The sequence below is a fragment of the Mycobacterium sp. MMS18-G62 genome (genome assembly GCF_053877835.1).
On the sequence record NZ_CM132662.1, the window covers coordinates 5,458,950 to 5,484,383 of the forward strand.

27 protein-coding genes and 1 pseudogene are annotated in these 25,434 nt (G+C 65.8%); 8 read left to right on the plus strand and 20 right to left on the minus strand.

The window, feature by feature from the left end; translation table 11 throughout:
- Window positions 1-58: 58 nt before the first annotated feature.
- Window positions 59-325, plus strand: a complete 267-nt coding sequence (locus tag ACWW36_RS27210) for an ANTAR domain-containing protein (RefSeq protein ID WP_456139028.1) — start codon at window positions 59-61, stop codon at window positions 323-325.
- 7 nt (window positions 326-332) lie between these two features.
- On the opposite strand, the gene ACWW36_RS27215 is transcribed toward ACWW36_RS27210, so the two are convergent.
- Complete coding sequence (locus tag ACWW36_RS27215; protein ID WP_456139029.1) at window positions 333-1,508, minus strand: cytochrome P450; 1,176 nt, start codon at window positions 1,506-1,508, stop codon at window positions 333-335.
- Window positions 1,509-1,595: 87 nt separating this feature from the next.
- On the opposite strand from ACWW36_RS27215, the gene ACWW36_RS27220 reads away from it, so the two are divergent.
- On the plus strand, window positions 1,596-2,180 hold the full coding sequence (locus tag ACWW36_RS27220) for a TetR/AcrR family transcriptional regulator (protein ID WP_456139030.1): 585 nt from the start codon (window positions 1,596-1,598) through the stop codon (window positions 2,178-2,180).
- A 15-nt stretch (window positions 2,181-2,195) separates the two neighbouring features.
- Here ACWW36_RS27220 and ACWW36_RS27225 read toward each other — a convergent pair whose 3' ends face one another.
- The 4 genes and pseudogenes from ACWW36_RS27225 to lepA all read right to left on the minus strand — a co-directional run bounded on the left by ACWW36_RS27225 (window position 2,196) and on the right by lepA (window position 6,190).
- Entirely contained in the window at window positions 2,196-2,909 is a 714-nt protein-coding gene (locus ACWW36_RS27225) for a sensor domain-containing protein (protein ID WP_456139031.1), read from the minus strand.
- 98 nt (window positions 2,910-3,007) lie between these two features.
- A complete protein-coding gene (locus ACWW36_RS27230) occupies window positions 3,008-3,544 on the minus strand; it encodes a DinB family protein (protein ID WP_456139032.1) in 537 nt (178 codons plus the stop codon).
- A gap of 19 nt (window positions 3,545-3,563) precedes the next feature.
- Window positions 3,564-4,271, minus strand: a complete 708-nt coding sequence (locus ACWW36_RS27235; RefSeq protein WP_456139033.1) for a sensor domain-containing protein — start codon at window positions 4,269-4,271, stop codon at window positions 3,564-3,566.
- Between the two features lie 9 nt (window positions 4,272-4,280).
- Window positions 4,281-6,190 (minus strand): annotated as a pseudogene (lepA, locus tag ACWW36_RS27240) (translation elongation factor 4).
- Between the two features lie 32 nt (window positions 6,191-6,222).
- On the opposite strand from lepA, the gene ACWW36_RS27245 reads away from it, so the two are divergent.
- Complete coding sequence (locus ACWW36_RS27245) at window positions 6,223-6,822, plus strand: type II toxin-antitoxin system PemK/MazF family toxin (protein ID WP_456139034.1); 600 nt, start codon at window positions 6,223-6,225, stop codon at window positions 6,820-6,822.
- 20 nt (window positions 6,823-6,842) lie between these two features.
- On the opposite strand, the gene ACWW36_RS27250 is transcribed toward ACWW36_RS27245, so the two are convergent.
- The 3 genes from ACWW36_RS27250 to ACWW36_RS27260 all read right to left on the minus strand — a co-directional run bounded on the left by ACWW36_RS27250 (window position 6,843) and on the right by ACWW36_RS27260 (window position 8,557).
- The gene (locus ACWW36_RS27250; protein ID WP_456139035.1) at window positions 6,843-7,457 is read right to left on the minus strand and encodes a GNAT family N-acetyltransferase; all 615 of its coding nucleotides are present in this window, start codon (window positions 7,455-7,457) and stop codon (window positions 6,843-6,845) included.
- Entirely contained in the window at window positions 7,458-7,889 is a 432-nt protein-coding gene (locus tag ACWW36_RS27255) for a CBS domain-containing protein (RefSeq protein WP_456139036.1), read from the minus strand.
- Window positions 7,890-7,969: 80 nt separating this feature from the next.
- Entirely contained in the window at window positions 7,970-8,557 is a 588-nt protein-coding gene (locus ACWW36_RS27260; protein ID WP_456139037.1) for a TetR/AcrR family transcriptional regulator, read from the minus strand.
- 78 nt (window positions 8,558-8,635) lie between these two features.
- Here ACWW36_RS27260 and ACWW36_RS27265 point away from each other — a divergent pair, with 78 nt between their 5' ends.
- The gene (locus ACWW36_RS27265) at window positions 8,636-9,811 is read left to right on the plus strand and encodes an FAD-dependent oxidoreductase (protein ID WP_456139038.1); all 1,176 of its coding nucleotides are present in this window, start codon (window positions 8,636-8,638) and stop codon (window positions 9,809-9,811) included.
- 8 nt (window positions 9,812-9,819) lie between these two features.
- Entirely contained in the window at window positions 9,820-10,842 is a 1,023-nt protein-coding gene (locus tag ACWW36_RS27270; protein WP_456139039.1) for an aldo/keto reductase, read from the plus strand.
- On the opposite strand, the gene ACWW36_RS27275 is transcribed toward ACWW36_RS27270, so the two are convergent.
- The 4 genes from ACWW36_RS27275 to ACWW36_RS27290 are packed head-to-tail and all read right to left on the minus strand — an operon-like array spanning window position 10,843 to window position 14,843.
- Window positions 10,843-11,562 carry a TetR/AcrR family transcriptional regulator gene (locus ACWW36_RS27275; RefSeq protein ID WP_456139040.1) on the minus strand — a complete coding sequence of 240 codons (720 nt, stop codon included), beginning with the start codon at window positions 11,560-11,562 and terminating at the stop codon, window positions 10,843-10,845.
- Window positions 11,555-12,334, minus strand: a complete 780-nt coding sequence (locus ACWW36_RS27280) for a creatininase family protein (protein WP_456139041.1) — start codon at window positions 12,332-12,334, stop codon at window positions 11,555-11,557. The genes ACWW36_RS27275 and ACWW36_RS27280 overlap by 8 nt, the downstream gene beginning before the upstream one ends.
- A complete protein-coding gene (glnT, locus tag ACWW36_RS27285) occupies window positions 12,301-13,671 on the minus strand; it encodes a type III glutamate--ammonia ligase (protein WP_456139042.1) in 1,371 nt (456 codons plus the stop codon). Before glnT ends, ACWW36_RS27280 begins: the two co-directional genes overlap by 34 nt.
- Window positions 13,672-13,679: 8 nt before the next feature.
- Window positions 13,680-14,843: an aromatic ring-hydroxylating oxygenase subunit alpha gene (locus ACWW36_RS27290; protein WP_456139043.1), complete on the minus strand. Its 1,164-nt coding sequence runs from the start codon at window positions 14,841-14,843 to the stop codon at window positions 13,680-13,682.
- A gap of 186 nt (window positions 14,844-15,029) precedes the next feature.
- Between ACWW36_RS27290 and ACWW36_RS27295 the strand changes: the two genes are divergently transcribed.
- Complete coding sequence (locus ACWW36_RS27295) at window positions 15,030-15,890, plus strand: ribonuclease Z (RefSeq protein ID WP_456139044.1); 861 nt, start codon at window positions 15,030-15,032, stop codon at window positions 15,888-15,890.
- Here the strand turns inward: ACWW36_RS27295 and ACWW36_RS27300 are convergent.
- Complete coding sequence (locus tag ACWW36_RS27300; RefSeq protein WP_456139045.1) at window positions 15,857-16,738, minus strand: TIGR03560 family F420-dependent LLM class oxidoreductase; 882 nt, start codon at window positions 16,736-16,738, stop codon at window positions 15,857-15,859. The two genes, ACWW36_RS27295 and ACWW36_RS27300, sit on opposite strands and share 34 nt — an antisense overlap.
- Window positions 16,735-17,436, minus strand: coding sequence for a hypothetical protein (locus ACWW36_RS27305; RefSeq protein ID WP_456139046.1), 702 nt, complete (start codon window positions 17,434-17,436; stop codon window positions 16,735-16,737). The genes ACWW36_RS27300 and ACWW36_RS27305 overlap by 4 nt, the downstream gene beginning before the upstream one ends.
- 88 nt (window positions 17,437-17,524) lie before the next feature.
- Between ACWW36_RS27305 and ACWW36_RS27310 the strand changes: the two genes are divergently transcribed.
- Window positions 17,525-18,022, plus strand: a complete 498-nt coding sequence (locus ACWW36_RS27310; protein WP_456139047.1) for a MarR family winged helix-turn-helix transcriptional regulator — start codon at window positions 17,525-17,527, stop codon at window positions 18,020-18,022.
- Between the two features lie 45 nt (window positions 18,023-18,067).
- Here ACWW36_RS27310 and ACWW36_RS27315 read toward each other — a convergent pair whose 3' ends face one another.
- From ACWW36_RS27315 to ACWW36_RS27325, 3 genes are read right to left on the minus strand one after another with little or no spacing between them, the layout of a single operon-like run.
- Window positions 18,068-18,907, minus strand: a complete 840-nt coding sequence (locus ACWW36_RS27315) for a transglutaminase family protein (protein WP_456139048.1) — start codon at window positions 18,905-18,907, stop codon at window positions 18,068-18,070.
- On the minus strand, window positions 18,907-19,884 hold the full coding sequence (locus ACWW36_RS27320) for an alpha-E domain-containing protein (RefSeq protein WP_456139049.1): 978 nt from the start codon (window positions 19,882-19,884) through the stop codon (window positions 18,907-18,909). Before ACWW36_RS27320 ends, ACWW36_RS27315 begins: the two co-directional genes overlap by 1 nt.
- A gap of 14 nt (window positions 19,885-19,898) precedes the next feature.
- Window positions 19,899-21,590, minus strand: a complete 1,692-nt coding sequence (locus tag ACWW36_RS27325; RefSeq protein WP_456142646.1) for a circularly permuted type 2 ATP-grasp protein — start codon at window positions 21,588-21,590, stop codon at window positions 19,899-19,901.
- 146 nt (window positions 21,591-21,736) lie between these two features.
- Here ACWW36_RS27325 and rpsT point away from each other — a divergent pair, with 146 nt between their 5' ends.
- The gene (gene rpsT / locus ACWW36_RS27330) at window positions 21,737-21,997 is read left to right on the plus strand and encodes a 30S ribosomal protein S20 (protein WP_456139050.1); all 261 of its coding nucleotides are present in this window, start codon (window positions 21,737-21,739) and stop codon (window positions 21,995-21,997) included.
- Here rpsT and holA read toward each other — a convergent pair whose 3' ends face one another.
- The 3 genes from holA to ACWW36_RS27345 are packed head-to-tail and all read right to left on the minus strand — an operon-like array spanning window position 21,998 to window position 25,331.
- Window positions 21,998-22,960 carry a DNA polymerase III subunit delta gene (gene holA, locus ACWW36_RS27335; RefSeq protein WP_456139051.1) on the minus strand — a complete coding sequence of 321 codons (963 nt, stop codon included), beginning with the start codon at window positions 22,958-22,960 and terminating at the stop codon, window positions 21,998-22,000.
- Window positions 22,957-24,501, minus strand: a complete 1,545-nt coding sequence (locus ACWW36_RS27340; RefSeq protein ID WP_456142647.1) for a ComEC/Rec2 family competence protein — start codon at window positions 24,499-24,501, stop codon at window positions 22,957-22,959. The genes holA and ACWW36_RS27340 overlap by 4 nt, the downstream gene beginning before the upstream one ends.
- Before the next feature lie 5 nt (window positions 24,502-24,506).
- A complete protein-coding gene (locus ACWW36_RS27345) occupies window positions 24,507-25,331 on the minus strand; it encodes a helix-hairpin-helix domain-containing protein (RefSeq protein ID WP_456139052.1) in 825 nt (274 codons plus the stop codon).
- Window positions 25,332-25,434 lie beyond the last annotated feature (103 nt).

Consider the following 25,434-nt stretch of genomic DNA (forward strand, 5'->3'; position numbering starts at 1 on the left):
AGGATCATCGTGCTCTGATGTCTTGCTCTGACATTTTCCGTCCCGCACCATCGCATGCATGAGTTATCGCGTGGGGGATGAGTCGTCGCGACGGGTGATCGATGTGGCCACCGGCATTCTGGTCGGATTGCGCGGCTGCTCGGACCGTGAGGCGTTCGACGAATTGGTCCGCGTCGTGCATCAGACCGGCATCGGCATCGGACGGCTGGCGGGAGGTTTGGTCGCATTAGCAAGCGGCTCGTCGTCGGCACAACATGCCGAGGCGTTCACCGCCTGGGGCGACCTGGTCCAGCGCGGGCGACTGGAACCGTTGGCAAGCCGCTAGACGACCGTCACCACTGCACCGGCAGTTCGGTCAACCCTCCGGCCAGCGAGTCGGGTCGCACCGTCAACTCGTCGGTGTCGACTGCTAGTCGCATCGTCGGGAATCGCGAGACGAGTTGCGTGAACACCGTCTGTAGCTCGATGCGAGCCAGCGGCGCGCCCAGACAGTAACGGGCACCATGTCCGAACGCGAGATGGTTTGCGCCCGAACGATTTACATCCACTCGATCCGGATCCGCGAATACGTCCGGGTCATGGTTACTTGCGCCGATTTCGAGCAATACCAGCTCTCCCGCCTTGACGGTGACTCCCCCGATCTCCAGGTCAGTGCGCACGTAGCGAGGCAACACGCCACCGCCTCGCCGGGATGCGCGCAGAGTCTCCTCTATCGCCTTCGGAACCAAGGCGGGCTCGTCGACAAGTGCCTGCCACTCTTCCGGGTTACCCATCAAAAGCACTGCAGTGAGGCCGATTTGGACCACCGTGGTCTCGTGTCCGGCGAACAGCAATGCCATCGACAGTTCGGCGGCCTCGTCGTCGGAAACCCCGTCGGTCGCGCACAACCGCGAAATCACATCGTCGGTCGGCGTGCGGCGTTTGACGGCGACAAGCTGACGGCCATACGCGTGCAGCTGTGCCAGCCCATCTTCTGACGCGGCGTGGTCGCGAGTGTTGGCCGCCGCGGTCGTCCACGCGCGGAACCGGTCACGATCCTCGTAGGGCACACCGAGCAGTTCGCAGATGACCAAGATCGGCAGCGGCACCGCCAGCATGGAATGCAGGTCGGCAGGCGAACCCTGCGCGGTCAGCTCGTCGAGCAAGCTGGTTGAAAGGGTCTCGATGTGCGTACGCAGATTCCGCATGTGCCGCGGCGTGAAGTGGGGTTGCAGCAGTGCCCGCATCCGCGTGTGGTCGGTGTGTTCGGTGGCGAAATTTCCCATGGGTCCGCCGAAGAGCGCCGACTCGCTCGATCGCGGGGCGGTCTCCGGCTCCGGGTGGGCGCGCCCGAGCCGCTCGTCGTCGAGTAGCCGCCGCACATCGGCGTGATGCGTGACCAACCACGCCGGATCGCCAACCTCGGTTCGCACGCGGTGAATGTGGCCCGTGGCCAGTAATTCCCGCAGCTGCGGTGTCACCTGCAGCGGGTCTACCTGCTCGAACGGTAGTTGCAACGGGGTCGTCATGGCGGTCTCCACTGGACGCGGCCGGTTGTATAAGTCACCTTTAACAAAGCTACTTGTATAATCCGATGTAAACAAGAGGAGGTCGGCATGGCAGCGGCGTCAGTCGAGCGGCCGCCGCGGGTCCGCCGCATGGCTAGGGCCGAGCGCCGCGAACAGATCCTCGATGCGGCCACCCGCGCCTTCGCTCGCTCCGGATTCGCCGCGACCAGCCTCGACGACATCGCCGCGGAAGCCGGCGTTTCGCACGTGATCCTCTACCGACACTTCGACTCCAAAGCCGAGCTCTACCGCGCGGTCCTGGACCGCGCCTGCGCGCAACTCGACGAGACCGTCGGCAGCGAGGGCTACGACGAAGGCACCATTCCCGTGCTGCTGCGTGCGGCCGCGGCGGATCCCGATGGTTTCCGGTTGCTGTTCCGCCACGCGGCGCGCGAACCGCAGTTCCGTGATGTGGTCGACACCTTGCGTTCAACCGCGACCGAAATCGCCCAACTCGAGCTGACCGAGAGGATGCCGGCCGGTCCCTGGCAAGACTGGGCGGCACGGCTGGTTCCGACCGTGACGCTGGAGTCGGTCATCGCTTGGCTCGACTCCGGCCAACCCGACCCCGACCGCGCCGCAGAACACATTTGGCACGCCATCCAAGGAGTTATCGATGCCGCGAATTCCTGACCTTGCTTGTGCCGCTTACTTTTTCGCGGCGTTGGCGACCATCTGGTCGGCTATTGTGGCGGCCTCGTCCTTGATGCCGTAGCCGCACGCCCACGCCTCGACGGTCACGTTCGACACCACCGACAACGCATGCTGGCACTCCCAGCCGTCGGCGTCCTCCTGCGTCGTTATCTGCGTGATCAGGGTGTCGTCCGCAGAGACCTTGTCGATCTGCCACAGGTATGTCGAATCGGCGTCGTCGACCGAAATCGAAAAGTTCCCGCATCGCTGCCATGACGACTTCGACTCGTCGAAGAACTTCTGCGCCTTGTCGGCAGACGGGTAGAGCACCGCGGTCTGCTCGACCCAGTGCTCGTTGTTTTCGCTGGGTTCGCGCGCCACCTGGTCGCGCATCGCGGTCCATCCGCTACCGGCATACACCGGCTGTTCGGCCCCGTAGATCGCGCCGAGGCAATCGGGGTCGGAAACCTGGCCGGAGTGGTCCGTCATCTGCTCCAACTCGCTGGTGACTTTCATCTGGGTGGAGCCGACGATCCCGTTCAGTTCGCCGATGGACAGCAACACATGATCGAGTTTGGCTTCGTTCAGCGGCGGCACGTCGACCGGTCCGGCGTTCTGCGCGCGCACCGCGGTCCCGGAAACAGTGCTCACACAACCGGAGAGCAGCACAGACGCCGCGATGGCCGCGCCAACGGCGCATGCCCGGGCAGCCGGGCCGATGAAGGTCACCGCGCTATTGTGACCGACTATCGCGGCCGTCGTCGGGTGGCCGTCAATTTTTGCCAGTATCGCGAGCTCGCAGCAAGACTCGATATGGCGACCACTGCTCACACGAGATTCGTCAGCGTGAGTTGCTGACGGTGGTGGTCGTAGTGCAAACCCGGGTAGCGGTAGACATCGGCCAGCGTCATGTATTCGCGAAAGTACGGGTCCCAGTGGACGGGGTAATGCATGCCGCGGCGAAACGCCGGAGGCGGCTCACGTCGTAGCGATCTTTCGAGGGAGTCGATTGTCCGGTTGAGCTTCGCGGCCATTCGCCTGCGGTCATAGACGGTGGCAGCCAGACACGACCCGTAGTAGTTGATCACGTCGAACGGACGCGTCGCCGAATCGAGAAGACGCGCGAAACCCAGACTGACTGAATCGGGTAGGCGCCCGAAAATCCGCACGAGGACGAGCAGTCGCTTGACGACCATGTAGCCGAACACCATGTGGAACAGCAATTGCTCGTTGGTCCATCGGGTTCCGAGCGTCGGCTTCGCCCAGTCGTTTTCCTCCGCGAGCGCGATCAGACGCTGAAAGTCCGCGCGCACACGCTCGAGATCAGCCATCAGTGACGCACGATCGGGCATGGGTTCTGACATGACTCCCCCGTCCGATGAGTCAGGGCGCGCCGATTTTCTGGACCATGAGGTTCGCGACCTTGATCGCATCCGCCGAACCGTTGCCGGCATCCGAAACTTCCACGTCCACAACGCAATCCGCGGCTACGCCGAGCGCGCGTTGAATCGTCGAGCCGGCGTCGCGCATGACCACCGCCGACACCACCCGGTTGCCGACGACGACGTCGGCGATCCTGCTCAACCCGTCTGCACCGTGCTGGGGTTGATGCACGACCAGCGTCTGGCCGTTGCATCGATGCCATTTGTCGGCCGAAGCCGCGAAGAATCTCTGGGCGTCGTCGGCGCTGGCGAACTGAACCACGCCGAAAAAGCCCGACGCAGAAGGGCCGCTCGCGTCGCCGCCCGCCCACGATTGGCTCGCCACAGATCGCACCGGGCTGGCCTGATACACAACCTTCTGCAGCCGGTAGGTGGGGCTCACACAGTCGGCGGGGGTGGCGTCGGACTCGCCGACGCCTTGCAGCAACATGTCGGGCCCACCCTTGACGAGTTGACCCATGAACCCGCCGGTTCCCAGCGTGGTGGCCAGCTCGTCGACGGTCGGCAAGACCTGGTCCAGGGAGCGCGACACGGAGGGCTTGGCGGCGTCGACGATGTGGACAGCGGGGGCGCCTTCAACCGCTGAGGCGCAGCCGGCAAGAACCACGCATGCGCTCATCGCCGCGATCGCCGATCGTGATGAGCGCATTCTGTGTTCCTACTTCTTGGCCTTGTCGGCGGCGGCGTCGGTGGACAGGGCGGCGACGAACGCCTCCTGCGGCACCTCCACCCGACCGATCGTCTTCATCCGCTTCTTGCCTTCCTTCTGCTTCTCGAGCAGCTTGCGCTTGCGCGTGATGTCGCCGCCGTAACACTTCGATAGCACGTCTTTGCGGATCGCGCGGATGTTTTCGCGGGCAATGATCTTCGAACCGATGGCAGCCTGCACCGGAACCTCGAACTGCTGGCGCGGGATCAGCTCCTTGAGTTTGGTCGTCATCTTGTTCCCGTAGGCGAAGGCCGAGTCCTTGTGCACGATCGCCGAAAACGCGTCGACGGCCTCGCCCTGCAACAGGATGTCGACCTTGACCAGTGAGGCTTCCTGCTCCCCCGCTTCCTCGTAATCGAGGCTGGCGTAGCCGCGGGTCCGCGACTTCAACGCGTCGAAGAAGTCAAAGATGATCTCTCCCAACGGCATTGTGTAACGCAGCTCCACCCGCTCGGGAGACAGGTAGTCCATGCCGCCGAGTTCGCCACGGCGGGACTGGCACAACTCCATGATCGTGCCGATGAATTCACTCGGGGCGATGACGGTGGTCTTGACGACGGGCTCGTACACCGTGCGGATCTTGCCGTCGGGCCAGTCCGATGGGTTGGTGACGACCTTCTCGCTGCCGTCCTCGAGGACCACTCGGTACACCACGTTGGGCGAAGTGGAAATGAGGTCAAGGTCGAATTCGCGCTCAAGCCGCTCACGGGTGATCTCCATGTGCAGCAGACCGAGAAAGCCGCAGCGGAAGCCGAAGCCCAGCGCCACCGACGTCTCCGGCTCGTACGTCAGCGCGGCATCGTTGAGCTGCAGTTTGTCAAGCGCATCGCGCAGGTCCGGGTAGTCGGAGCCGTCGACGGGATACAGCCCGGAGTACACCATCGGTTTGGGCTCGCGGTAGCCGGTCAGCGGCACCGAGGCGCCGTGGCGGGCGGTGGTCACGGTGTCGCCGACTTTCGACTGGCGCACATCCTTCACGCCGGTGATCAGGTAGCCGACCTCGCCGACGCCGAGACCGGCCGCGGGTTTCGGTTCCGGTGAGACGATGCCGACTTCGAGCAGTTCGTGGGTGGCGCCGGTGGACATCATCTTGATCCGCTCGCGCGGGACGATCTTGCCATCGACGACGCGCACGTAGGTGACCACGCCGCGATAGGTGTCGTAGACCGAGTCGAAGATCATCGCGCGGGCCGGGGCGTCGGCGTCGCCCGTCGGCGGCGGAACCTGGCGCACGACCTCGTCGAGTAGCTCCGGCACGCCGTCGCCGGTCTTGCCGGACACCCGCAGCACATCGGCAGGTTCGCAGCCGATGATGTGGGCGATCTCCGCGGCATAGCGGTCCGGATCGGCCGCGGGCAGGTCGATCTTGTTGAGCACCGGGATGATCGCGAGATCGCGGTCGAGTGCGAGGTACAGGTTGGCCAGCGTCTGCGCCTCGATGCCTTGGGCGGCATCGACGAGCAGCACCGCGCCCTCGCACGCCTCCAACGCCCGCGACACCTCATAGGTGAAGTCGACGTGGCCAGGGGTGTCGATCAGGTGCAGCACGTAGTCCTGATCGCCGACCTTCCATGGCAGCCGGACATTCTGGGCCTTGATGGTGATGCCGCGCTCGCGTTCGATATCCATCCGGTCCAGGTACTGGGCGCGCATATCCCGATCGGCGACCACGCCGGTCAGCTGCAGCATCCGGTCAGCCAGCGTCGACTTGCCGTGATCGATATGGGCGATGATGCAGAAGTTCCGAATCTGCGCCGGCGCGGTGAAGGTCTGGTCGGCCAAACTGCTGATGGGAATCTCCTGGTCGGACGGGCATTGTGCGCTACCAGCGTATCGAGGAGGAGCACTGTCGACACAATCGCGGCGACCGCCGGTCGCTTATGCTCGAAACATGGCGTCGCAGTGGAAGACGTTTCAGCGCTTTCTCAATGTCACCGAGCACCTGGTGTTCAACGAGGCGCCGAAGTTTGTCCGCCAACTGCAGAAGTCAGATGCGCTGCAGCGCGGTATCCAGGTGGGGATCCGAATCGGCCTCGATGCGCTCGCCGGCTCGGCCAACGGCGAAACCCCCGCGCTGACGGCCGGCCGCCCGATTACCAAGGACAGCGTCCCGACGGCGATGCGGGCCCGCAAGCTGGTGTACGCGCCCGATCTCGACGGCCGTGCAGACCCCGGCGAAATCGTGTGGACGTGGGTCGTTTACGAAGACGATCCGACGCGCGGCAAGGACCGGCCGGTGCTCGTCGTTGGCCGTGATCGCCGCACCCTGCTGGGCTTGATGCTGTCCAGCCAGGAGCACCACCGCGACGACCCGGACTGGGTGAGCATCGGCAGCGGCGGCTGGGATTACGAGGGCAGGCAGAGCTGGGTGCGGCTGGACCGGGTGCTCGACGTGCCGGAGGAGAGCATCCGGCGTGAGGGCGCGATCCTCGAGCGGGAGAGGTTCGAGCTGATCGCGGCGCGGCTGCGCGCCGAATACTCCTGGAGCTGACGGTTGTCCCCCGGGACCACCTAGCGAGCCCGCCTCCACATCGGGTACATGCTCGGCCCGCCGTCGGGCAATTTGATCTCGCCGGTCACCTCGAAGCCGAACCGCATGTAGTACGGCACCGTCTCCTCTTTGGTGGACTCCAGATAGGCCGGTGCGTGCTCGGCGTCGCAGCGGTCCAGCCGCGAGCGCATCAACGCCTGACCGAAACCGGCGCCGCGCACGGTCGGATCACTGCCGATGGCGAACAAGTACCAGTGCGGCTCCTCGGGATGCACCTTTTTCATGAGTTCGGCGACTTCCTGGGCGGCCCTGGCGCGACCCCGGAAGATCCAGAGGAACGCGGGCAGCAGCATCAGTGCGTCGCGTGGCGACTCCTTCGGTGGCCCCGGCGGGGGTCCCCAAAGCGTGGCGGCGCCGATGTCCGACCCGTTGGTGGCAACCTCCACTCCGCCGAGCGCCAAGTACTCACGCCGCGTCAAGATCGCCCACATGCGTGGCAGGCCCTTCGCGCGCAGGCGATCGTCGGGCAACATCCACTTCATGATCGGGTCTTCGTAGAAGGCCCGGCCCAGCGTGACCGAAAGTGCGCGCACGTCGGACTTCTGCGCGTCGCGCACAGTGATATCGGTCGGCACCTACCGGCCCTGAGTGATGTAGGCCTGCAGCTGCTGCTGCTCAGCCTCGAGTTCTTCCATCCGCGTCTTGACCACGTCACCGATGCTGACGATGCCGGCGAGCCGGTCATTCACCACCACAGGAACGTGCCGCACTCGGTTCTCGGTCATCAACGCGGTGAGGCTGTTGACCGAATCGTCGGGCGTGCAGGTCGCCACCACGGTGGTCATGATGTCGGAGACCGGGCGCCGGAGAATGTCGGCGCCCAGCTCGTGCAGCTTGCGCACGACGTCGCGCTCGGACACGATGCCGACCAACCCGTCCTGGGACATGACGACCATCGCGCCGATGTTGTGTACAGCGAGTTCGGTGAGCAGGCCGGAGACGGACGTCTCCGGGGTGATGGTCGCCACCGCCGCACCCTTGTTCCGCAAGACGTCCGCGATTCGCATCGAAGCCTCCACTCGTGACTTACTTCACAGGCTAGGGCCGACGCGCCGTGCGCGAAAGGTATTCCGACGTTGCAACAAAGTCACGTCCACGGCCGCAGCGCGACGGCCGTGGCGCGGCCAAGTCGCTCCCGCACCACGTCAGGATCGTCTTCCTCGCGCAGCAACACCTCCAGCGCGCCTGCGATCGCGCCGACGAAAGCGCCTACCAACGCTGCGGCCTCGACCGCGTCGAGCTCGTCGGGAAACGCGGCGTGCAGCCGGGCGGCGATCTCGGTCTGCGCATCGAGCTGACGCTGAAGACCCCTACCCCGAACGGACGGAACCGATTTCACGAACCGCAGCCGCAGCGCAGCCATCGGACCGACCAGATCATCGCCCGCGTCACCGAGTTCGCCCAAGGCACGCAACAGGATTTCCGTCGGCCGCTCGCCGGGCCGACGCTCGTCGATGGCCGTCAAGGCGGCTTGGACACGGGCGTCGGCATCCGGGAAAAGCACCTCCTCTTTGCTCGAGAAGTAAGAGAAGAAGGTGCGGGTACTGACGTCCGCGGCGGCCGCGATGTCCGCGATCGTGGTGCCGTCGTACCCGTGCTGCTCGAAGAGCTCCGCGGCGGCGTCGATCAGAGCCTGACGGGTGCGGAGACGTTTGCGCTCACGCAGTGACGACACGATTCGGAGCCTACCGCGAATCTGAGAATTTTCTGCAGCCATTGTAATTTTGCATTCGGTGTAGCTAGCGTGAGTCCTATGCGTACGGCATTGATCTCGGGCGCGGGCATCGCCGGCGCGACGGCGGCATATTGGCTGGCCAAGTCCGGTTTTCAGGTGACGGTTGTCGAGCAGGCCCAGGATCTGCGGTCGAGCGGCAGCCCGGTCGACGTTCGCGGTGCGGCCGTCGAGGTCGCCGAACTGATGGGCGTTATGGCGAAGATCCGCGACGCCGACACCTGCGTGCGGCAGATGGTCATCGTCAACTCCCGTGGACGCGTCGTGAGCCGCGTCGACATGCGCAGCGCGTGGGCCGCCCCGGGCGAGGTGGAACTGTCCCGCGGTGAGCTCGCGACGATCCTGCGCGGTGCGGTGCCGGACGACGTGGAATTCGAGTACGGCAACACAGTGACCGCACTCGAGCAAGACACCGATGGGGTGACCGCGCAGTTCAGCGCCGGTCCAGCACGTCGATTCGACGTCGTCATCGGTGCCGACGGAGCGCATTCAGGTGTACGCGCCCTGGCGTTCGGCCCCGAGACGGACTACCTCAAACACCTTGGCGTCTACATCGCGACGCTGCCGTTGGAAGGCGAGACGGGCACAAACCTCGTCATGTACAACACGCCTGGTCGAGCGGTGGCCATTCACCCTGCGGGTGGCAGGCCGGGCGCGGCGTTCATGTTCCGCGCACCACAGATCCCCCAGTTCGATCACCGAGACGTCGACCAGCACAAGCGCCTGCTGTGTGATGCCTATGCCGGTGCTGGGTGGCGAGTGCCCGAACTACTGGACCGGGTCAGGGCCGCCGATGACCTGTACTTCGATTCGGTGAGCCGGATCCAGGTGCCGACGTGGTCGCAGGGTCGGATCGGATTGGTCGGCGACGCCGCATCGTGTGTCTCCTTGTTCGGCGACGGCTCCAGCCTGGCGATGATCGGTGCGTATACGTTGGCGAATGCCCTGGCCGGCGACATACCGGCGGGCTTACGCGCCTACGAGGCACAGCACCGACCCCAGCGCGCGGCGAAGGAGAATTCGGTGACATACGCGACGAAGCTCTTGATCCCCGCCACGTCGGCAGGCATCGCGATCCGCAACGTCGCCATGCGCCTGATGCCGCTGGCCGTTGCTGCGCAACGGTTGAGCCTCCCGCGTGGAAAATCGCATTCGCGGTCGTCCCTGCTGGAATACAGTTTCGGCGAGACTCGTTAGGACAGGCCATGACAAGTTCCAACTCTGTGCCCGCAGTAACGCTGGGCAACGAATTAACCGTCAGCGCAATCGGGTTCGGCGCGATGGCGCTGACACCCGTTTACGGCGAGGTCGACGACGCCGAGTCGCTTGCCACCTTGCACCGTTGCGTGGACCTTGGCGTCACATTCATCGACACCGCCAACATCTACGGCGGCGGCAACAACGAGAAGCTCATCGCCAAACTGCTCGCCGACCGGCGCGACGAAGTCACTCTCGCAACGAAATTCGGCATCAGCGGCAATCCGGCTGACCGCGCAGCGGGCCGCATCGGTGTCCGCGGCGACGCCGCCTATGTTCGCCAGTGCATCGACGAAAGCCTGCAGCGACTGCAAACCGATGTCGTCGACCTGTACTACATGCACCGCCGCGACGTGAACGTGCCGATCGAAGAAACCGTCGGCGCCATGGCCGAATTGGTGGCCGCGGGCAAGGTGCGCCACCTCGGGTTGTCCGAAGTCACCGCCGACGAGCTGCAGGCCGCCGTATCGGTACATCCGATCGCGGCGGTGCAAAGCGAATGGTCGATCTGGAGCCGCGACGTCGAACGCCGAGTCGTGCCCGCGGCCGCCGACCTCGGCGTCGGCTTCGTGCCGTATTCGCCTCTGGGGCGGGGCTTTTTGACGGGCACGGTGCGCTCGGCCGCCGATCTGTCGTCACCGACGGACTTCCGCAAAACCATGCCGCGCTTCAGCGGGGACGCGTTGGACGCCAACCTCGCCGTCGTCGACGTGGTGAAGTCGGTGGCCGAGCAGCAGGGCGCGACGCCGGCACAGGTGGCGCTGGCATGGCTGCGATACAGGGCCGATGCGCTGGGGGTGGCGTCGGTGCCGATACCGGGCACGCGCCGGGCCTCCCGTGTCGAGGAAAACCTTGGCTCGCTGTCTGTCACGCTGACGCCCGAGCAGCTCGACGCCCTCGACGCGGCCGGCGCGGCGGTGTCCGGCCAGCGTTACGGAGACCTGACCTGGGTGTCGGCGGGCCGCGAATAGTCAGTCCTGCTGTGGCCGGGTGACGCGCAGGGCGATCGACGCGTCGTCGAACTGGGTTGCTTGTGCGCTGATCCGGGTGATCTCGCTCGGACGTTTGAGGAGTCCGCGCACCGCGATGATCGCCACCTGTTCGCCGACGCGGATGGCCTCCTCCACTCGGTCGCCCTGATCGGTGTGCAGCCGCGTGCGTTTCTGCGCGCCCTCATCGAAGTTCAGCAGCAGGCCCGCGGTCTGCTCGCGGTCACAGTCGATGAACTTTCCTTCGCTGATCGCTGCACCGATCAGGTCGACGACCCAGTCTTTCAGCCGTTCGTAATCAGTCCAGAACTGGTGGAATTCATCGCGCTGATCGTGGGCGATGCGCTGGATCTCGTTGAAGTCGATCGGCGACAGCGCCAGCTGCATCGTGTCGAACCGCAACAGCCGGTACAGCTTGACCGCCGGCGAGCCGGAACCAGCGCCGACCTCCGCGATGAACTTCAGCGGCGCCCGGTTGACCAGCAGCGTCTCGCCCAGCAGCTGTTCCTTGTTACGGAACCAGTAGTACAGCGACGACTGCTGCAGGCCCGCCGCGCGGGCGATATCGCTCATCGTCGTTTGCGCATAGCCCTTTTCGGAGAACAGCTTCGTCGCCGCGTTGACGATGTCGGCACGGGGTGACGTCGTCGACGCGTTGGAGGTGTTGTTGCGCGGTCGTCCGATGGCGTGGAGTTTAGCCAAGCGGCGCCTTCTCGCTGTGAGCGCGCTCGACGAGTTCGCGTGCGGCGGCGACCACGTCCTGCCACAGTTGCAGCCCCATCGACTTCGATGCGCGTGACGGGTATCCGGTGACGCCGTTGGTGGAGACATGCTGGACCGCGTAGCGAAAAACGGCGCCCTCGGTCCGATCCGGATCGTCGGCGTCGCGCATCCTGTCGGTATCGACGAGTTCGGGTCGCAGCACGAGCATGAGCGATGTTTCGGCCGCGTTGGCGTGCCAGTCCGCGGCGTCTTCGGTGGCCCGACGGGCGATATCGGGGGTCAGGTCCCACCACTGCATGACCCCGATGCGCAGTTCGGGAAACTCGCGCCGGAACCGGTCGCAGGCAATCCACAGCGGGGCCGCGTTGCCGACGTGACCGTTCACGAAGAGCAGCCTGCGGAAACCGGAGTCAACACAGGCTTCGGCGACCAGCCCGGCCGCGGCCGCTGTTTCCTCACCCGAGAACGCGACCGTGCCTGGGAGCCGCGTGCCGTGAAAGAAGCTGGCGCCGAAGGCAAGTGGCGGCAACACCACCGCCACCTCCCCCGCAGCGGCATCGGCGAGCGCGGTGGCGATGATGGTGTCGGTGCCCACCGGCAGATGGGGTCCGTGTTGTTCGGTCGCCCCGACGGGAATCAGTGCCACACAATCCGGGTCCGTGGCGAGCCGGTCGGCCAGTTGCGCCGACGTGAGCTCCTCCCACTTGTGGGTCATGGTCACCAGAACCTGAGGTAGCGTTCGGTCTCCCATGCCGACACGTGCGCGTTGTACCCGTCCCATTCGGCACGCTTCTCCGCGACGAACGACTCGAACATCGTATCCCCGAACACCTTCCGCACCAGCGGATCCGCTTCGAGCGCATCGATGGCCTCGCCGAGTGACCGTGGCAACCAACCAATTCCACGCTCGACGAGGTCGGGCTCGGTGAGCCGGTACAGGTTGTCCCGGTTCGGCTCGCCGGGGTCGAGCCCTTCACGGATGCCCTCAAGACCGGCGGCCAGCATCAGCGCGCCACCGAGGTACGGGTTGTTGGCGGCATCGGCGGCCCGGCACTCGACGCGGCCGCCGCCACGCGGGATGCGCAGCATGTTGGTGCGGTTGTTGTCGCCGTAGCACGCGAACACCGGGGCCCACGTCAGCCCGGACATGCTGCCCTGCTTGACCAGACGTTTATAGCTGTTGACCGTCGGGGCGATCACCGCGCAGATGGCGTCTGCGTGCCGCAGCACTCCGGCGATGAACTGATAGCCGAGCGTGGACAGGCCGCACTGCCGCGGATCATCGTCGGCGGCAAATAGATTGGCGCCCGAGGCGTCGGCCAGCGACATGTTGTAATGCGCGCCGCTGCCGGTGCGATCCGCGAACGGCTTCGGCATCCATGTTGCGAACAGGCCGTGCTTGCGGGCGATCTCGCCGACCATCATCCGGAAGAACACCAGACGGTCGGACATCGAAACCACGTTCGTGTAGGTGAAGTCGGTTTCGAACTGGCCGTTGCCGTCCTCGTGGTCGAACGAGTAGACGTCCCAGCCGAGTTCGTTCATCGCCGAGACGATCTCGTCGACCACCGGATAGTTGTGCAGCATCGTGCGCAGGTCGTAGCAGGGTCTGTCGAGGGTGTCGTCCGCGCTGGCGGGTGCCGGCTTGTCGGTATCTGTGAGCAGGAAGAACTCTGTCTCGATGCCGAGGTTGAACGTGTATCCCAGCGATGCGGCGTCGGTGGTCACGCGTTTGAGGATCTGCCGGCTGCACGCCTCGAACGGGGTGTCGCCGATCCACAGATCGCCTGGGAACCAGGCGACTTCGCGGTTGAACGGCATGATGATCGGGGCGCCGAGGTCCGGGTGCGGCGCGACCTCGTCGTCGTTCACGTCCTGCGGTACGCCGTCGAGCGCCGCGCCGGTGAACATCTCCGATCCCAGCGCCGCCTGCGTCAGATGACCGAGCGGCACCATCTTGCACTTCGGCTTGCCGTGCATGTCGACGAAGCTGATCGCGGCGTACTTGACGCCCTTTCCCGCCAGCTCGTCAGCGACCTCGCGTGCCATCGACGCGACGCCAGTCTGTCCGTTCAGGGTTGTCGTCATCTGATATGTCATCCTGCCGATGCGAGAGTGGTTGTGGTGCTGATGATTCCGAGCTCACGCCCGAGGTAGCGATAGAACTCCCACAGCGGCCGTTCGAGATGCGAGAGCCGGCCCGTGCTTGACACCCCTGACCGGACGGCACGCTGTACCGCGGCGCAGACGTCGAGATCCTCGCGGTGGATGTCGCAGATCAACTTGACCAGCTCGCTACGACGTTCCTCGAGGCCGGGCGCGGCCAGCGCGGCCGGCGACATGCAGATGTCGAGCTGCAGTTCGATCTTGCCCGCCCCGAGCGGAAGTGTCTTGAGCCAGTACATGTATGCGGGACCCATGGCGATCTGCAGCAGCGGGTACGCGATGAAGATCAGTGACCGGTCCTTGTGCTCCGCGGTCAGCGTGTCGGCACCCGGCGAGAGAAACGGCGGATCGGAGGGATAGCCGTCAACCTGCTTCGACCACATCGTGGTGAAGTACTCGCCGACTTCACCGGTGTAGCTCAGCGTCGCCGGGAATCGGTCCTCCAGCGACCCGCGGTGCGGCCCCATGTGGTGGTAGCACTCCATGAAGTTGTCCACCATGATCTTCCAGTCCCATTCGCACACACCCCAGTCGGTCTGCTCCACGGTCTGGTAGTTCTCCAGGTCGTAGGCGTCCACGATCGGGTCGAGTGCCGCGTACTGGCTGGCCAACGACTCCGCCTGTCCGTCGAAGTTGACCATCACGAAGCCTTTCCAGACTTCGTGACGGAACTTCTTGAGCGGATAGTCATTCCGCTCGAATCCCGGCGAGTGTTTCATCTCCGGCGCACCGGCGAGGTGCCCGTCGAGACCGAACGACCACAGGTGATACGGGCATTGCAGCACGTTGGCCTCGCCCGCTCCGCTACACACCTCCATCCACCGATGCGTGCAGTTGCGGGAGAGCACACGGATTTCGGAGTGCCGGTCGCGCGTCACGACCAACGGCGTACCGAGGATGTCGATGCTGTAGTAGCTGCCGGGCGTGGCCACTTGCTCGACTCGGCATAGCGGGATCCACCCGCGCTTGAAGATGCGGTCGACTTCGTGCGCGTAGAGGTCGTCGCTGCCGTAAGCCTCGGGCGGCAGGGTTATCGCTTTGTCGGGTGACTCGACCGCACAGGTTGCGGCGAGTCGTGAGTAGTCGAAAGACATGGCTTGACGCTATGGGCGCCCTGTTGCCGGCCTGTTTCTTGGCCGTAAATGACCTATTGATATTTCGGGGGTTGCGTTACCGCTGGACACGGCTTGTTTACATGCTGCTTTCGCGAATTTGGTCAATACACTATTGAAACGAGCGATCTGGCCATTTGACGCTGCCGAAACGGTAGGAATGACGTCATGATTGAGGTCACGTTGCTCGGTACCGGCAGTCCAATTCCCGACGCGAACAGGGCGGGACCGTCGACGCTTGTGCGGGCAGGCGGACAGACGTTCCTGATCGACTGCGGCCGTGGTGTGCAGCAGCGGATGACCGGCGTCGGTGTGGGCGCCACCGGTTTGACGGCACTACTGCTGACGCATCTGCACAGCGACCATATCGTCGACCTCGGCGACCTCATCATCACGCGATGGGTCACGAACTTCACGCCCGACCCCAGCCCGCTGCGGATTATTGGGCCGCCGGGCACCAAGGCCGTCGTCGACGGGTTCCTCAACGCGTTCGCACCCGACATCAGCTATCGCATCGCACACCACGCCGATCTCACCAGTCCTCCCCCAGTCGAGGTGGAGGAGCATGTCGAAGGGCTGGTGTGGAATCACGACGGTGTGCGAATCACCGTGGCGCCCACCGATCATCGTCCGGTGGAGCCGACGATCGCGTTTCGCATCAGCTACGAGGGCGCGTCGGTGGTGTTGGCGGGCGACACAGTGCCGTGCGCGACTTTGGACGAGTTGGCTTCCGGTGCCGGGGCGTTGGTCCACACGGTGATCCGCAAAGATCTGGTCGCCTCGATGCCGATGCAGCGGATCCGCGATATCTCCGACTACCACTCCTCAGTGGAAGAGGCCGCGGCCACCGCGGAGCGGGCCGGCGTCGGAATCCTCATCCTCACCCACTACGTGCCTGCGATCGTGCCGGGCCAGGAGGACGACTGGCGCGCGCTGGCGGCATCGGCCTTCGACCAGCAGATCGAGCTGGGCGACGACCTGCACCGCGTTGAGGTTCACCCCGGTGTTTGCGCGAAATCGGCGACCTGATCTGCCGCCGCCGCAATGCAATTGAGGTCGTCGTCGGATAGCGGCCGGCCGCGGGTGATCACCACGACGTGCTCAATTCCCAGCTCGCCGAGTCCACGGCAGCGGTCGGCGAGCGCCTCGGTGGGTTCATCCGGCTCCAGCGCGGTGGTGGCAGTGCGCTCGATTTCGTCGGCGGCCCTGCCGACGACGGCACAGTGACGGTTCAGCACCTCGAGCTGCCGCCGGATGGCACGGCCACCGTCGGGAATGTCGAAAAGGTTGCAGGCATCGGCATATTCGGCGACGAGGCGCAGCGTGCGCCGTTCGCCCGTTCCACCGATCAGTACCTGCGGCCGCGGGTTCGTGACGGGGCGCGGACTGCTGACCGGATGTTCGACGCGCACGTACTCGCCGTGAAACGGGCTGTCGTCGCCGCTCCACATCTGACGGGCCAGACGTAACAGCTCCGACATCCGCGCGAACCGCTCGACGGTTGACGGCAGGAACAGTCCCATCGCCCGCGCTTCGTCGGCGTTGTAGCCGGCACCGACGCCGAGCCATGCACGCCCGCCGGACAACACGTCGAGGGTCGTTACCGCCTTGACGAGCAAGGCCGGGGCGCGGAACGTGGCTGCGGTGACCATGGTGCCCAGCCGCAGGCGTGACGTCGCCGCCGCGAGGTAACCCAGCGTCGTATATGCCTCGAGCATGGGTTCGTCGATCCGGCTGGCGGGATCGGCCTGCAACAGATGGTCGGGCACCCACAGCGTGTCGACGACGGTGTTGTCGAGCATGCGCGCGAGCGACGCGAGCCGGTCCTCGATTCGACCGCGCCACGAGTAATTCGTCACGCTGACACTGAGTTTCATGTCGTCACCTCCCGCCTGTTGCGTCGATGCAGCGGCAGCATCGCCCCGGCGACGACCAGCCATACGAGTCCGCTGAACCTGGCGACCGGCAGCAGCGGCGATAGAGCGAGCCAGATCAACGCCAGCGTGGTCAATTCGGCCAGGCCCGCGATCACCAGACCGGTCCACGCGACAGCCTTGGGCAGCAGGCCGACGATGAGACTGGGCACGGCGATGCCGGCGATCAACAGGCCGAGCGTGACCACGTGCCAGGGTCCGCCCGTGAGGTAGACGAGGTAGTACAGGGCGCGGACCAACGCACCGTCGGAGGTGACTTCTGGGCGGGAAAGCGTCCACGCCACAAGGCCCGACAACCCCAGTGCGGCCGATGCCAGCAGTCCTCCGGCGAGGGCAATGGTCGCTCCTGGTGCGGTGATGCCGAGTTGCCGCAGGCGCGCGCTGGCCGTCGCGGCATAGATGCCAAGCGGAATCGACGACGCGAACGTCGCGACGCCGATGGCCTGTGCCGCGCCGTGGTGGCCGGAAACGTAATCCTGTATCGCGGTTGCCGAGCCGTATGGGAGCGGCATGACACCCGCGAGCGCGATCCCGATCGCGAGCCCGGCGAGCAGCAGCACCAACGAGATCACTGCCAGCATCGCCAGCGGCGGTCCGCCCTGGGGGCGTCGACGGCTCTGATCCACCAATGAATCGTTCATGTGGTGAACGATATGCCCCTCGGCGCTGAGTGGCAAGATGTTTCGACTATTTCAGACAGAAATCGTTCACTACTGTTACGATCATCGCATGTCAGCAGCCTCGAGAGACGGTGATGGCGTGGCGTTCTTGCTGTCCCAACTCGGCCACCATTCCGCGTCGGTGTTCGCCGATCTGATCGCGTCGATCGACCTGACGCCGCCGCACGCAGGCATCCTGCGCGCGATCGCGGCCGAGCCGGGGCGCAGCCAGCAGGCTCTCAGCGGGCAACTGGGGCTGCTACCCAGTCGAGTCGTCGCATACGTCGACGAACTCGAGGACCGGGGCTACGTCGAACGTCGCCGCAACCCCGACGACCGTCGGCTGCACGCGCTGTATCTGACCACGTCGGGCAAGAAGGTGATCAACAAGATCGGCGATCTCGGCCGCCAGCATGATCGGCTGCTCACTGCGGGCCTGGACACCGGGCAGCGCGAAACCCTGCGCGAACTGCTGGCTATTGTCGCCGAGCGCCAAGGGCTCACGCCGCACGTCCACCCGGGTTACCGCACCCTGGGCCGCACTACCTCGCGAGCAGTCGCAAAGTGACCCGACACGCCGAAGAAATGGAGCACTTTGCGTCTGGTCGCGCAGCTAGGCCAGCCGGGTGATTTCGACGACGACGTCCAGATCGGTCGACCCTTCGCCGGAGTAGATGCCCTTCAGCGGGCTGACGTCGGAATAGTCGCGACCGACGCCGACGCTGACGTACTGTTCGTTGATCTCGGCGTCGTTGGTTGGGTCGTAGTTCCACCAGCCTCCGGTCCACGCTTGCACCCACGCATGGCTCTGCCCGTCGATCGTGTCGCCGATCTTCGCCTTTCCCTTGGGGTGTAGATAGCCCGACACATACCGCGCCGGAATTCCCATGCTGCGCAACAGGATCAGCGTCAGGTGGGCGAAGTCTTGACAGACGCCCTTGCCTTCGCGGTGCGCATCGAGGCCCGACGAGTGCACACCCGTTGTGCCCGGCACGTATTCGAGTTCGCTGTGTACCCAATTGGCGGCGGCGGTGACGGCCTCCTGCGGATCGTGATACTTGGCGATGCGCTCCCCCACTCGACGGATCCGCTTGCTATGCGGGGTGTAGTGGCTCGGGGCGAGCACCTCGTCGAACCGGTCGATCACCGCCTCGGATCGCAGATCCTCCCAGGTCACCTTGTCCTTGGGCATTTCGCCCCTGTCGGTTTCGACCACCGACGATGAGGTCACCTCCAGCTCGGTGTGCGGAGCGTGCAGGTCGAAGGCGGTCACCGCGGTGCCCCAGTAGTCGACATAGCGGTACGACCTTGTGGCGGGCACGGTTTCGACGCGGTTGAGGATGACGTTCTGCCGGCTGTCCGAACGCGGGGTGAGCCGGGCCTCGTTGAACGACGCCGTCACCGGCGACTTGTACGCATATCCGGTCGAGTGCACCACCCGCAGCCGCCACATCAGACCTCACCTTCTTCGATGACGAGGGAGCCGTTGCGTCCAGCGTCGTGCCAGGCCACCCACGGCGCAGAGTGAAAGTACTGCAGCGCCAATGCCTCTCCGACGTCATGGCAGGTCTGCTGAAGTCCGGCCAGCCTTTTCTCGAGCGACTCCAGCAGCACACCGGGCCGCATGAACTCCAGCTCGCTGCGGGCCCGGCCCAGCAGCCGCTGCGCCTCCGCGGTGGCGCCGAGCCGGCTGTGCGGCCGGTTCATCAGCTCGTCGAGGCTGTGTTCGGCAAGACGCAGCGAATAGAAGATCGAACGCGGGAAAAGCCGGTCAAGAAGCATGAATTCGACCACTCGGCTGGCGTCGAGCACCCCCCGATATGTGCGCAGATAGGTGTCATGCGCGCCGGCGGACCGCAACAACGTCACCCACGCCGGCGACGATGCGCTGTCGCCGACGCGGGACAGCAGCAGCCGCACCGTCATGTCGACCCGCTCAATCGCGCGACCCAGCACCATGAACCGGTAACCGTCGTCGCGGCTCAGCGTCGAATCCGCCAACCCGGCGAACATCGCGGCGCGACCCTCGACGTAGGACAGGAACTCATGGGGCCCAAGCCGTTTGGCGGCACGCTCCCGCTCGGCTAACGCGTTATAGGTGGTGTTCAGACACTCCCAGATCTCTGTCGAGGTGACTTCCCGTGCGCCGCGGGCATTTTCGCGCGCAGCCGATATCGCATCGACGATCGAGAAGCCGCTGTCCAGGTCACGGCTGAACGCCACGATGTCGGTCAACGACCACACGTCCAGCTGCTGCTTCGGTGCTTCGATGCCCAGCACCTTCAGCAGCGTCCGCGACGCCTGATCGGGGTCGACGCTGGAATCCTCGAGCAACTGGTGCACGGTCACGTCGAGGATGCGGGCGGTGTCGTCGGCACGCTCGACGTACCGGCCGATCCAGTAGAGCGATTCCGCGTTGCGCGCCAACATCAGACCATCACCGCCTACTGCTGCTGTTGTTGTTGCTGGTTGCCGTTCAACGGCGGCAGCACCTGCGATTGCTGTTGTTGCTGTTGCTGCGAGGAACCGTCGGTCTCGGTCTTGGGCGCCTTGGTCGCTTTGGGCAGCGACCGCACCACCTCGGCGGCGCCGAGCTCACGGTCGGCCACCGAGGCGCGCGACGCCAGCACCCAGGTGTCCTTCGAACCGCCGCCCTGGCTCGAGTTGACCACCAGCGAGCCCTCGGGCAAGGCGACGCGGGTCAGCCCGCCCGGCAACACCCACACCTCGTCGCCGTCGTTGACCGCGAACGGACGCAGGTCGACGTGGCGCGGCGCGAGCTTGTCGTCGATCTGCGTCGGCACCGTGGACAGCTGCACGACGGGCTGGGCGATCCAGCCGCGTGGATCAGCGCGGATCTTCTTGCTGATCGTGGCCAGCTCCTTCTCGGAAGCGTCCGGACCGAACACGATGCCGTAGCCGCCGGAGCCCTCGACCGGCTTGATCACGAGCTCGTCGACCCGGTCGAGGACTTCTTCGCGTTCGTCGTCGAGCCAGCAGCGGTACGTGTCGACGTTGGCTAGCAGGGGCTTCTCGCCGAGGTAGTACTCGATGATGGTCGGCACGTAGGTGTAGACGAGCTTGTCGTCGCCGACGCCGTTGCCCACTGCGCTGGAGATGACGACGTTTCCGGCGCGCGCAGCGTTGAGAAGCCCGGCCACGCCGAGCACCGAGTCCGGCCGGAACTGCATCGGATCGAGGAAGGCGTCATCGATGCGGCGGTAGATCACGTCTACTTGGCGTTCACCCTCGGTGGTGCGCATGTAGACGGCGTTGTCGCGGCAAAACAGGTCGCGGCCCTCGACGAGTTCCACGCCCATCTGGCGCGCCAGCAGCGAATGCTCGAAGTACGCGGAGTTGTAGACACCCGGCGTCAGGACCACGACGGTCGGGTCGGCGACGTTGTTGGCCGCCGCGTTGCGCAGCGCCCGCAGCAGGTGCGAGGAGTAGTCGCCGACGGCGCGGACGCGGTGGGTGGCGAACAGGTTCGGAAACACCCGCGCCATCGTGCGGCGGTTCTCCATCACATAGGAGACACCGGAGGGTGAGCGCAGGTTGTCCTCGAGCACGCGGAAGTCGCCCTTGGCGTCGCGGACCAAGTCGATGCCTGCGACGTGGATGCGCACGCCGTTGGGCGGGACGATGCCCGCGGCCTCGCGGTGGAAGTGCTCGCACGACGTGACGAGCCGGCGCGGGATGACACCGTCGCGCAGGATCTCCTGCTCGCCGTAGATGTCGTCCAGATACATCTCCAGGGCCTTGACGCGCTGGGTGATGCCGCGTTCGAGACGCGTCCATTCGGCCGCGGAGATCACCCGCGGCACCAGGTCCAGCGGGAACGGGCGTTCCTGACCGGAGAGCGAGAACGTGATGCCTTGGTCGATGAAGGCTCGGCCGAGCGCGTCGGCGCGAGCAGCCAACTCGGACGCGTCAGAGGGTGCGAGCTCGGCGAAGATGCCCTTGTAAGGCCCCCGCACGTTGCCCTGGCCGTCGAACATCTCGTCGAAGGCCATCGCATAACTGCCCAGGCTGTTGTAGCCGTCGAAGATGCCCTCGTACCGCTTGCGCGTTTGCGAGTTGGTGCGCGACGTGCGTGCGGTGTCGGTCGGCAGGGTGCGAAGGCTCACGCCTGCAATGCTGCACCACCTGAGCCATTTCGGCAGGCCAGTGGCGCTCGCTTTGGGAGATTCGGGGGCGCGCTGGTAGCCTGAACAGTCGCTGCCCGCCGCCGGGCGCCACACAGACTTGCCAAACCCAGTCGAGATTTAGAAGGAATACACGCGTGGCCAACATCAAGTCGCAGGAGAAGCGCAATCGCACCAACGAGCGCCGCAGACTGCGCAACAAGTCGGTGAAGTCGTCGCTTCACACGGCGGTCCGCGGGTTCCGGGACGCCATCGAGGCCGGTGACAAGGACAAAGCCGCCGAGTTGCTGTCGTCGACCAGCCGCAAGCTGGACAAGGCCGCCAGCAAGGGCGTGATCCACAAGAATCAGGCGGCCAACCGCAAGTCGGGCCTGGCGGCCGCGTTCAACAAGCTCTGATCAGTCGGCCGCTAGTTCTGCCACTTTCCTGACCGTCGCCTCGAGCGCGTAGTCCGGGTCGGCTGCTGCGCCCTTCACGTCGGCGTTCAGCGCAGCCACCAGCCTCATCGCCTCGGCGACCGATCGGCGCGACCAGCGTCGCGCCTGCTTCTGAGCCTTTTGCACCCGCCATGGCGGCATACCGAGTTCGGCAGCGAGCCGGTACGGGTCACCTGACAGCGGCCCGACACGAGCGATGGAGTGAATGGCTTCGGCCAGCGCGTCGGCGAGCACCACCTGCGGCTCACCGCTCATCATCGCCCAGCGCAGCGCTTCGGCCGCACCGGCGACGTCGCCCATGACGGCCTTATCGGCGATGTCGAAGCCCTTCACCTCGGCCTTGCCGGAGTGGTAGCGGCGCACCGCAGCCGCCGTGACGTCTCCCCCGGTGTCGGCGACCAACTGTGAGCAAGCCGCCGCGAGTTCACGGATGTCTGAGCCGATCGCGTCGAGCACGGCGGTGACAGTGTCGTCGCTGGGCTTGATTTTCAGCGCACGGAATTCGCGCCGCACGAAATCGGCCCGTTCCGCGGCCTTGGTGATGCGCGCGCACGGATGCACTTGGGCGCCAAGCGTTTTCAATTGATCGGCCAGCGCTTTGGCCCGTCCGCCGCCCGAGTGGACGACGACCAGCATGGTCCCCGGCGGCAGGTCGGCCGCGGCGGCCGCGATCAGCGCGACGGCGTCCTTACCCGCTTCGGCCGCGGCCTCGAGCACCACCACGCGTTCGTCGGCGAAAAGCGACGGGCTGAGCAGTTCGGCCAGCTCGCTGGTGCTGACCTCGCCGGCACGCAGCCGGTCGACCGGCACGTCGTCGGTGCCCGCGAGCTTGCGCGCTTGCCGAAGTACGGCGGCGACCGCGCGTTCGACGAGAAATTCTTCGTCCCCCAGCACCAGATGCAGTCCGGCGACCTCTTGGCTCACACCCCGATCGTGTCATGCCCGCCCGACAGCCCGGCCACCGTCCACGCCAGTAGACACACCACGGCGCCCGCCGCCCCGAAGCGGACCCACCGCCATCGCCACGACACCACCGCTACCACGCCCCCGACGGCAACGAGCACCACTCCGACGAGGCCCGAGGGAACCGACACCGAGGCGCCCGGAATGCCTGCTGCCCACCTCGCTACCCGCAACAGCCACCACAACTCGGGACCGGTAAACCGGATCAGCAGCTGCGCGGCCGACGGCCAGATCGGGGCCAGTGCCGCCGCCGCGGTGCCCACCACGGTGATCGGCGGGATCGTGGCGGCGACGGCCAAGTTGGCCGCGGTCGAAACCACGCTGAAGGTGCCCGACATCCCCGCCACCAGTGGCGCGGTGACGAGTTGCGCGGCGACCGCCACACTGACCGCGTCCGCCAGCGGCTTGGGCCAGCCATGACCAACCAGACGCTGCGACCAGACCGGCGCGATGACGACGAGAGCCGCGGTCGCCGAAACGGACAGGGCGAATCCGACGTCCACGGCGAGTTCGGGCGCGGCGATCATCAGCACGATGACGCTGGCCGACAACACGGGCAGGGCCTGGCGGCGACGATGCGTCACCACCGCCACCAATGTGATGGCACCCATGACGGCTGCGCGCAACACGCTTGCCGACGGCTGCACGACGATGACGAACGCCAACAGCGCGAAACCCGCCAGCACGACAGCCACCCGCGGCCCGACCAGCGCGGAGGTCAACAGCACGGCCCCGCACACGATCGTGACGTTGGCGCCCGACACCGCGGTCAAATGCGTCAACCCCGACGCGCGGAACTCCCCGGTCGTCTGCGGCGTGACGGTTGAGGTGTCGCCGAGCACCAACGCGGGAAGCATCGCGGCCTGGTCGGCAGGCAGGGCGGCACGCGCGGCTTCTCCAAATCCACGCCGAATATGTTGCGCCACACGGTCGATCGGTGATGCCTCGCCCAGTTTCGGCTCGCCGGTCGCCGACAGCACCGCCACGCTGAGATCGCGTCGCGTTGGTCGGCCGATGCGTGCGCGAAAACTCGCCGGCCGGCCGGCGGTGAGGTCCCCGAAGTCGCCTGACCGCGTGAAAACCACGACGCGGCCCGACATTTCCTCTCCATCGACGCCAAGCAGCGAGCCGCGGAACATCGTCCGGCCGCCACCCAGTGCACGAGGGCTTTCGGACGGTGTGACCACGACGGCGGCGACCGTGCCGTAGCGCAACGTGATCGGATGGTCGCGCACCTCGCCAACACGGAGTCCCACCGCAACAGCGAAACCCGTGCCCACCACACCAACGGCGATGACGCCCGTTGCCAGCGCCCGGAAATCGACGACCGTGTCGCGGCGGCCACTACCGCACCACCCCACAACGGCCGTGGCAACGACCGCCGTGGCCAGGACTGCAATGGAACCAACTGCATGCCAAAGGATTCCGGCCGCAGTGACCGCCCAGCTGGTGAGGGCCGCCGGGACCAGTCGCAGGTCGAGCCGGGCGGTACCGACCTTCACCGACGTCACGCATGGACCAAGGCGCGCAGCTTCTCCAGCCGCGCGGGACCGATGCCGTCGACGTCTCCGAGCTGATCGACGCTGGTGAACCGGCCGTTGGCATCTCGCCAGGCGATGATGGCGGCCGCAGTCACCGGCCCGATCCCCGGCAGCGCGTCGAGTTGCTCCACCGTCGCGGTGTTCAGATCCACCAAACCACCTGGGGTCGGGGTTTTTCCAGCGGTAGCCGGTGTGGCGCCGGGACCAGCGGCACTGGTCTCCGAGCTGGTCGAACTGCCCATCGCCGTCGGCTGTCCCGGTGCCGACGCGATGCCGACGATGATCTGCTCGCCGTCGGCGACGCGTCGAGCCATGTTCAGACCGACCAGGTCGGCACCGTCCAGTGCGCCGCCCGCGGCGGTGAGCGCATCGGCGATCCGCGCGCCAGGTTCCAGCGTCACGAGCCCGGGTTTGTGCACCAGGCCGACGACGCTCACGACGACGGGCCCATCCGGCTTGGGTGGCGCGGGGCCAGATGTCGCCCCGGCCGACGAAACCATCTGAACCGGTGGCAGTTTCGCCGACGTGACCGGTGGTGGCTTGTCGCGCATCAACGTGAACACCGTCACCAGCACCGCGATGACGCCGACGACCGCCAGCGCAATGACACCGGTTCTGCCTGGATCGGCCCGGATCGCGGCGAGCCAGCCTGCCGTGCCGCCCGTCTTGGTGTCCGGCAGCCACCGTGACAACGACGTATCGGGCTGCTCGTCGCCGTCACCGTCGGCGGCCGACTCACTTTCGGCGCCGAGGCTGCGCTGCAACCGCTCGGTGGCCAGTTCGGTTCGCATGCGCCCAAAGTAGGTGCGAACGACGACTTCGCCGACACCTGTTCCGGGCAAATCGACGCGCCCTGTGGATCAAATGAGAACTGTGGATAACACCGTTGTCTAC

Excerpts from the sequence above, each read along its gene's own strand:
- ACWW36_RS27210 (WP_456139028.1), top strand. The coding sequence starts at position 59 with ATGAGTTATCGCGTGGGGGATGAGTCGTCGCGACGGGTGATCGATGTG.
- ACWW36_RS27215 (WP_456139029.1), bottom strand. The coding sequence starts at position 1,508 with ATGACGACCCCGTTGCAACTACCGTTCGAGCAGGTAGACCCGCTGCAG.
- ACWW36_RS27220 (WP_456139030.1), top strand. The coding sequence starts at position 1,596 with ATGGCAGCGGCGTCAGTCGAGCGGCCGCCGCGGGTCCGCCGCATGGCT.
- ACWW36_RS27230 (WP_456139032.1), bottom strand. The coding sequence starts at position 3,544 with ATGTCAGAACCCATGCCCGATCGTGCGTCACTGATGGCTGATCTCGAG.
- ACWW36_RS27235 (WP_456139033.1), bottom strand. The coding sequence starts at position 4,271 with ATGCGCTCATCACGATCGGCGATCGCGGCGATGAGCGCATGCGTGGTT.
- ACWW36_RS27245 (WP_456139034.1), top strand. The coding sequence starts at position 6,223 with ATGGCGTCGCAGTGGAAGACGTTTCAGCGCTTTCTCAATGTCACCGAG.
- ACWW36_RS27255 (WP_456139036.1), bottom strand. The coding sequence starts at position 7,889 with ATGCGAATCGCGGACGTCTTGCGGAACAAGGGTGCGGCGGTGGCGACC.
- ACWW36_RS27265 (WP_456139038.1), top strand. The coding sequence starts at position 8,636 with ATGCGTACGGCATTGATCTCGGGCGCGGGCATCGCCGGCGCGACGGCG.
- ACWW36_RS27270 (WP_456139039.1), top strand. The coding sequence starts at position 9,820 with ATGACAAGTTCCAACTCTGTGCCCGCAGTAACGCTGGGCAACGAATTA.
- ACWW36_RS27280 (WP_456139041.1), bottom strand. The coding sequence starts at position 12,334 with ATGGGAGACCGAACGCTACCTCAGGTTCTGGTGACCATGACCCACAAG.
- glnT (WP_456139042.1), bottom strand. The coding sequence starts at position 13,671 with ATGACGACAACCCTGAACGGACAGACTGGCGTCGCGTCGATGGCACGC.
- ACWW36_RS27290 (WP_456139043.1), bottom strand. The coding sequence starts at position 14,843 with ATGTCTTTCGACTACTCACGACTCGCCGCAACCTGTGCGGTCGAGTCA.
- ACWW36_RS27295 (WP_456139044.1), top strand. The coding sequence starts at position 15,030 with ATGATTGAGGTCACGTTGCTCGGTACCGGCAGTCCAATTCCCGACGCG.
- ACWW36_RS27300 (WP_456139045.1), bottom strand. The coding sequence starts at position 16,738 with ATGAAACTCAGTGTCAGCGTGACGAATTACTCGTGGCGCGGTCGAATC.
- ACWW36_RS27305 (WP_456139046.1), bottom strand. The coding sequence starts at position 17,436 with ATGAACGATTCATTGGTGGATCAGAGCCGTCGACGCCCCCAGGGCGGA.
- ACWW36_RS27310 (WP_456139047.1), top strand. The coding sequence starts at position 17,525 with ATGTCAGCAGCCTCGAGAGACGGTGATGGCGTGGCGTTCTTGCTGTCC.
- ACWW36_RS27315 (WP_456139048.1), bottom strand. The coding sequence starts at position 18,907 with ATGTGGCGGCTGCGGGTGGTGCACTCGACCGGATATGCGTACAAGTCG.
- ACWW36_RS27320 (WP_456139049.1), bottom strand. The coding sequence starts at position 19,884 with ATGTTGGCGCGCAACGCGGAATCGCTCTACTGGATCGGCCGGTACGTC.
- ACWW36_RS27345 (WP_456139052.1), bottom strand. The coding sequence starts at position 25,331 with ATGCGAACCGAACTGGCCACCGAGCGGTTGCAGCGCAGCCTCGGCGCC.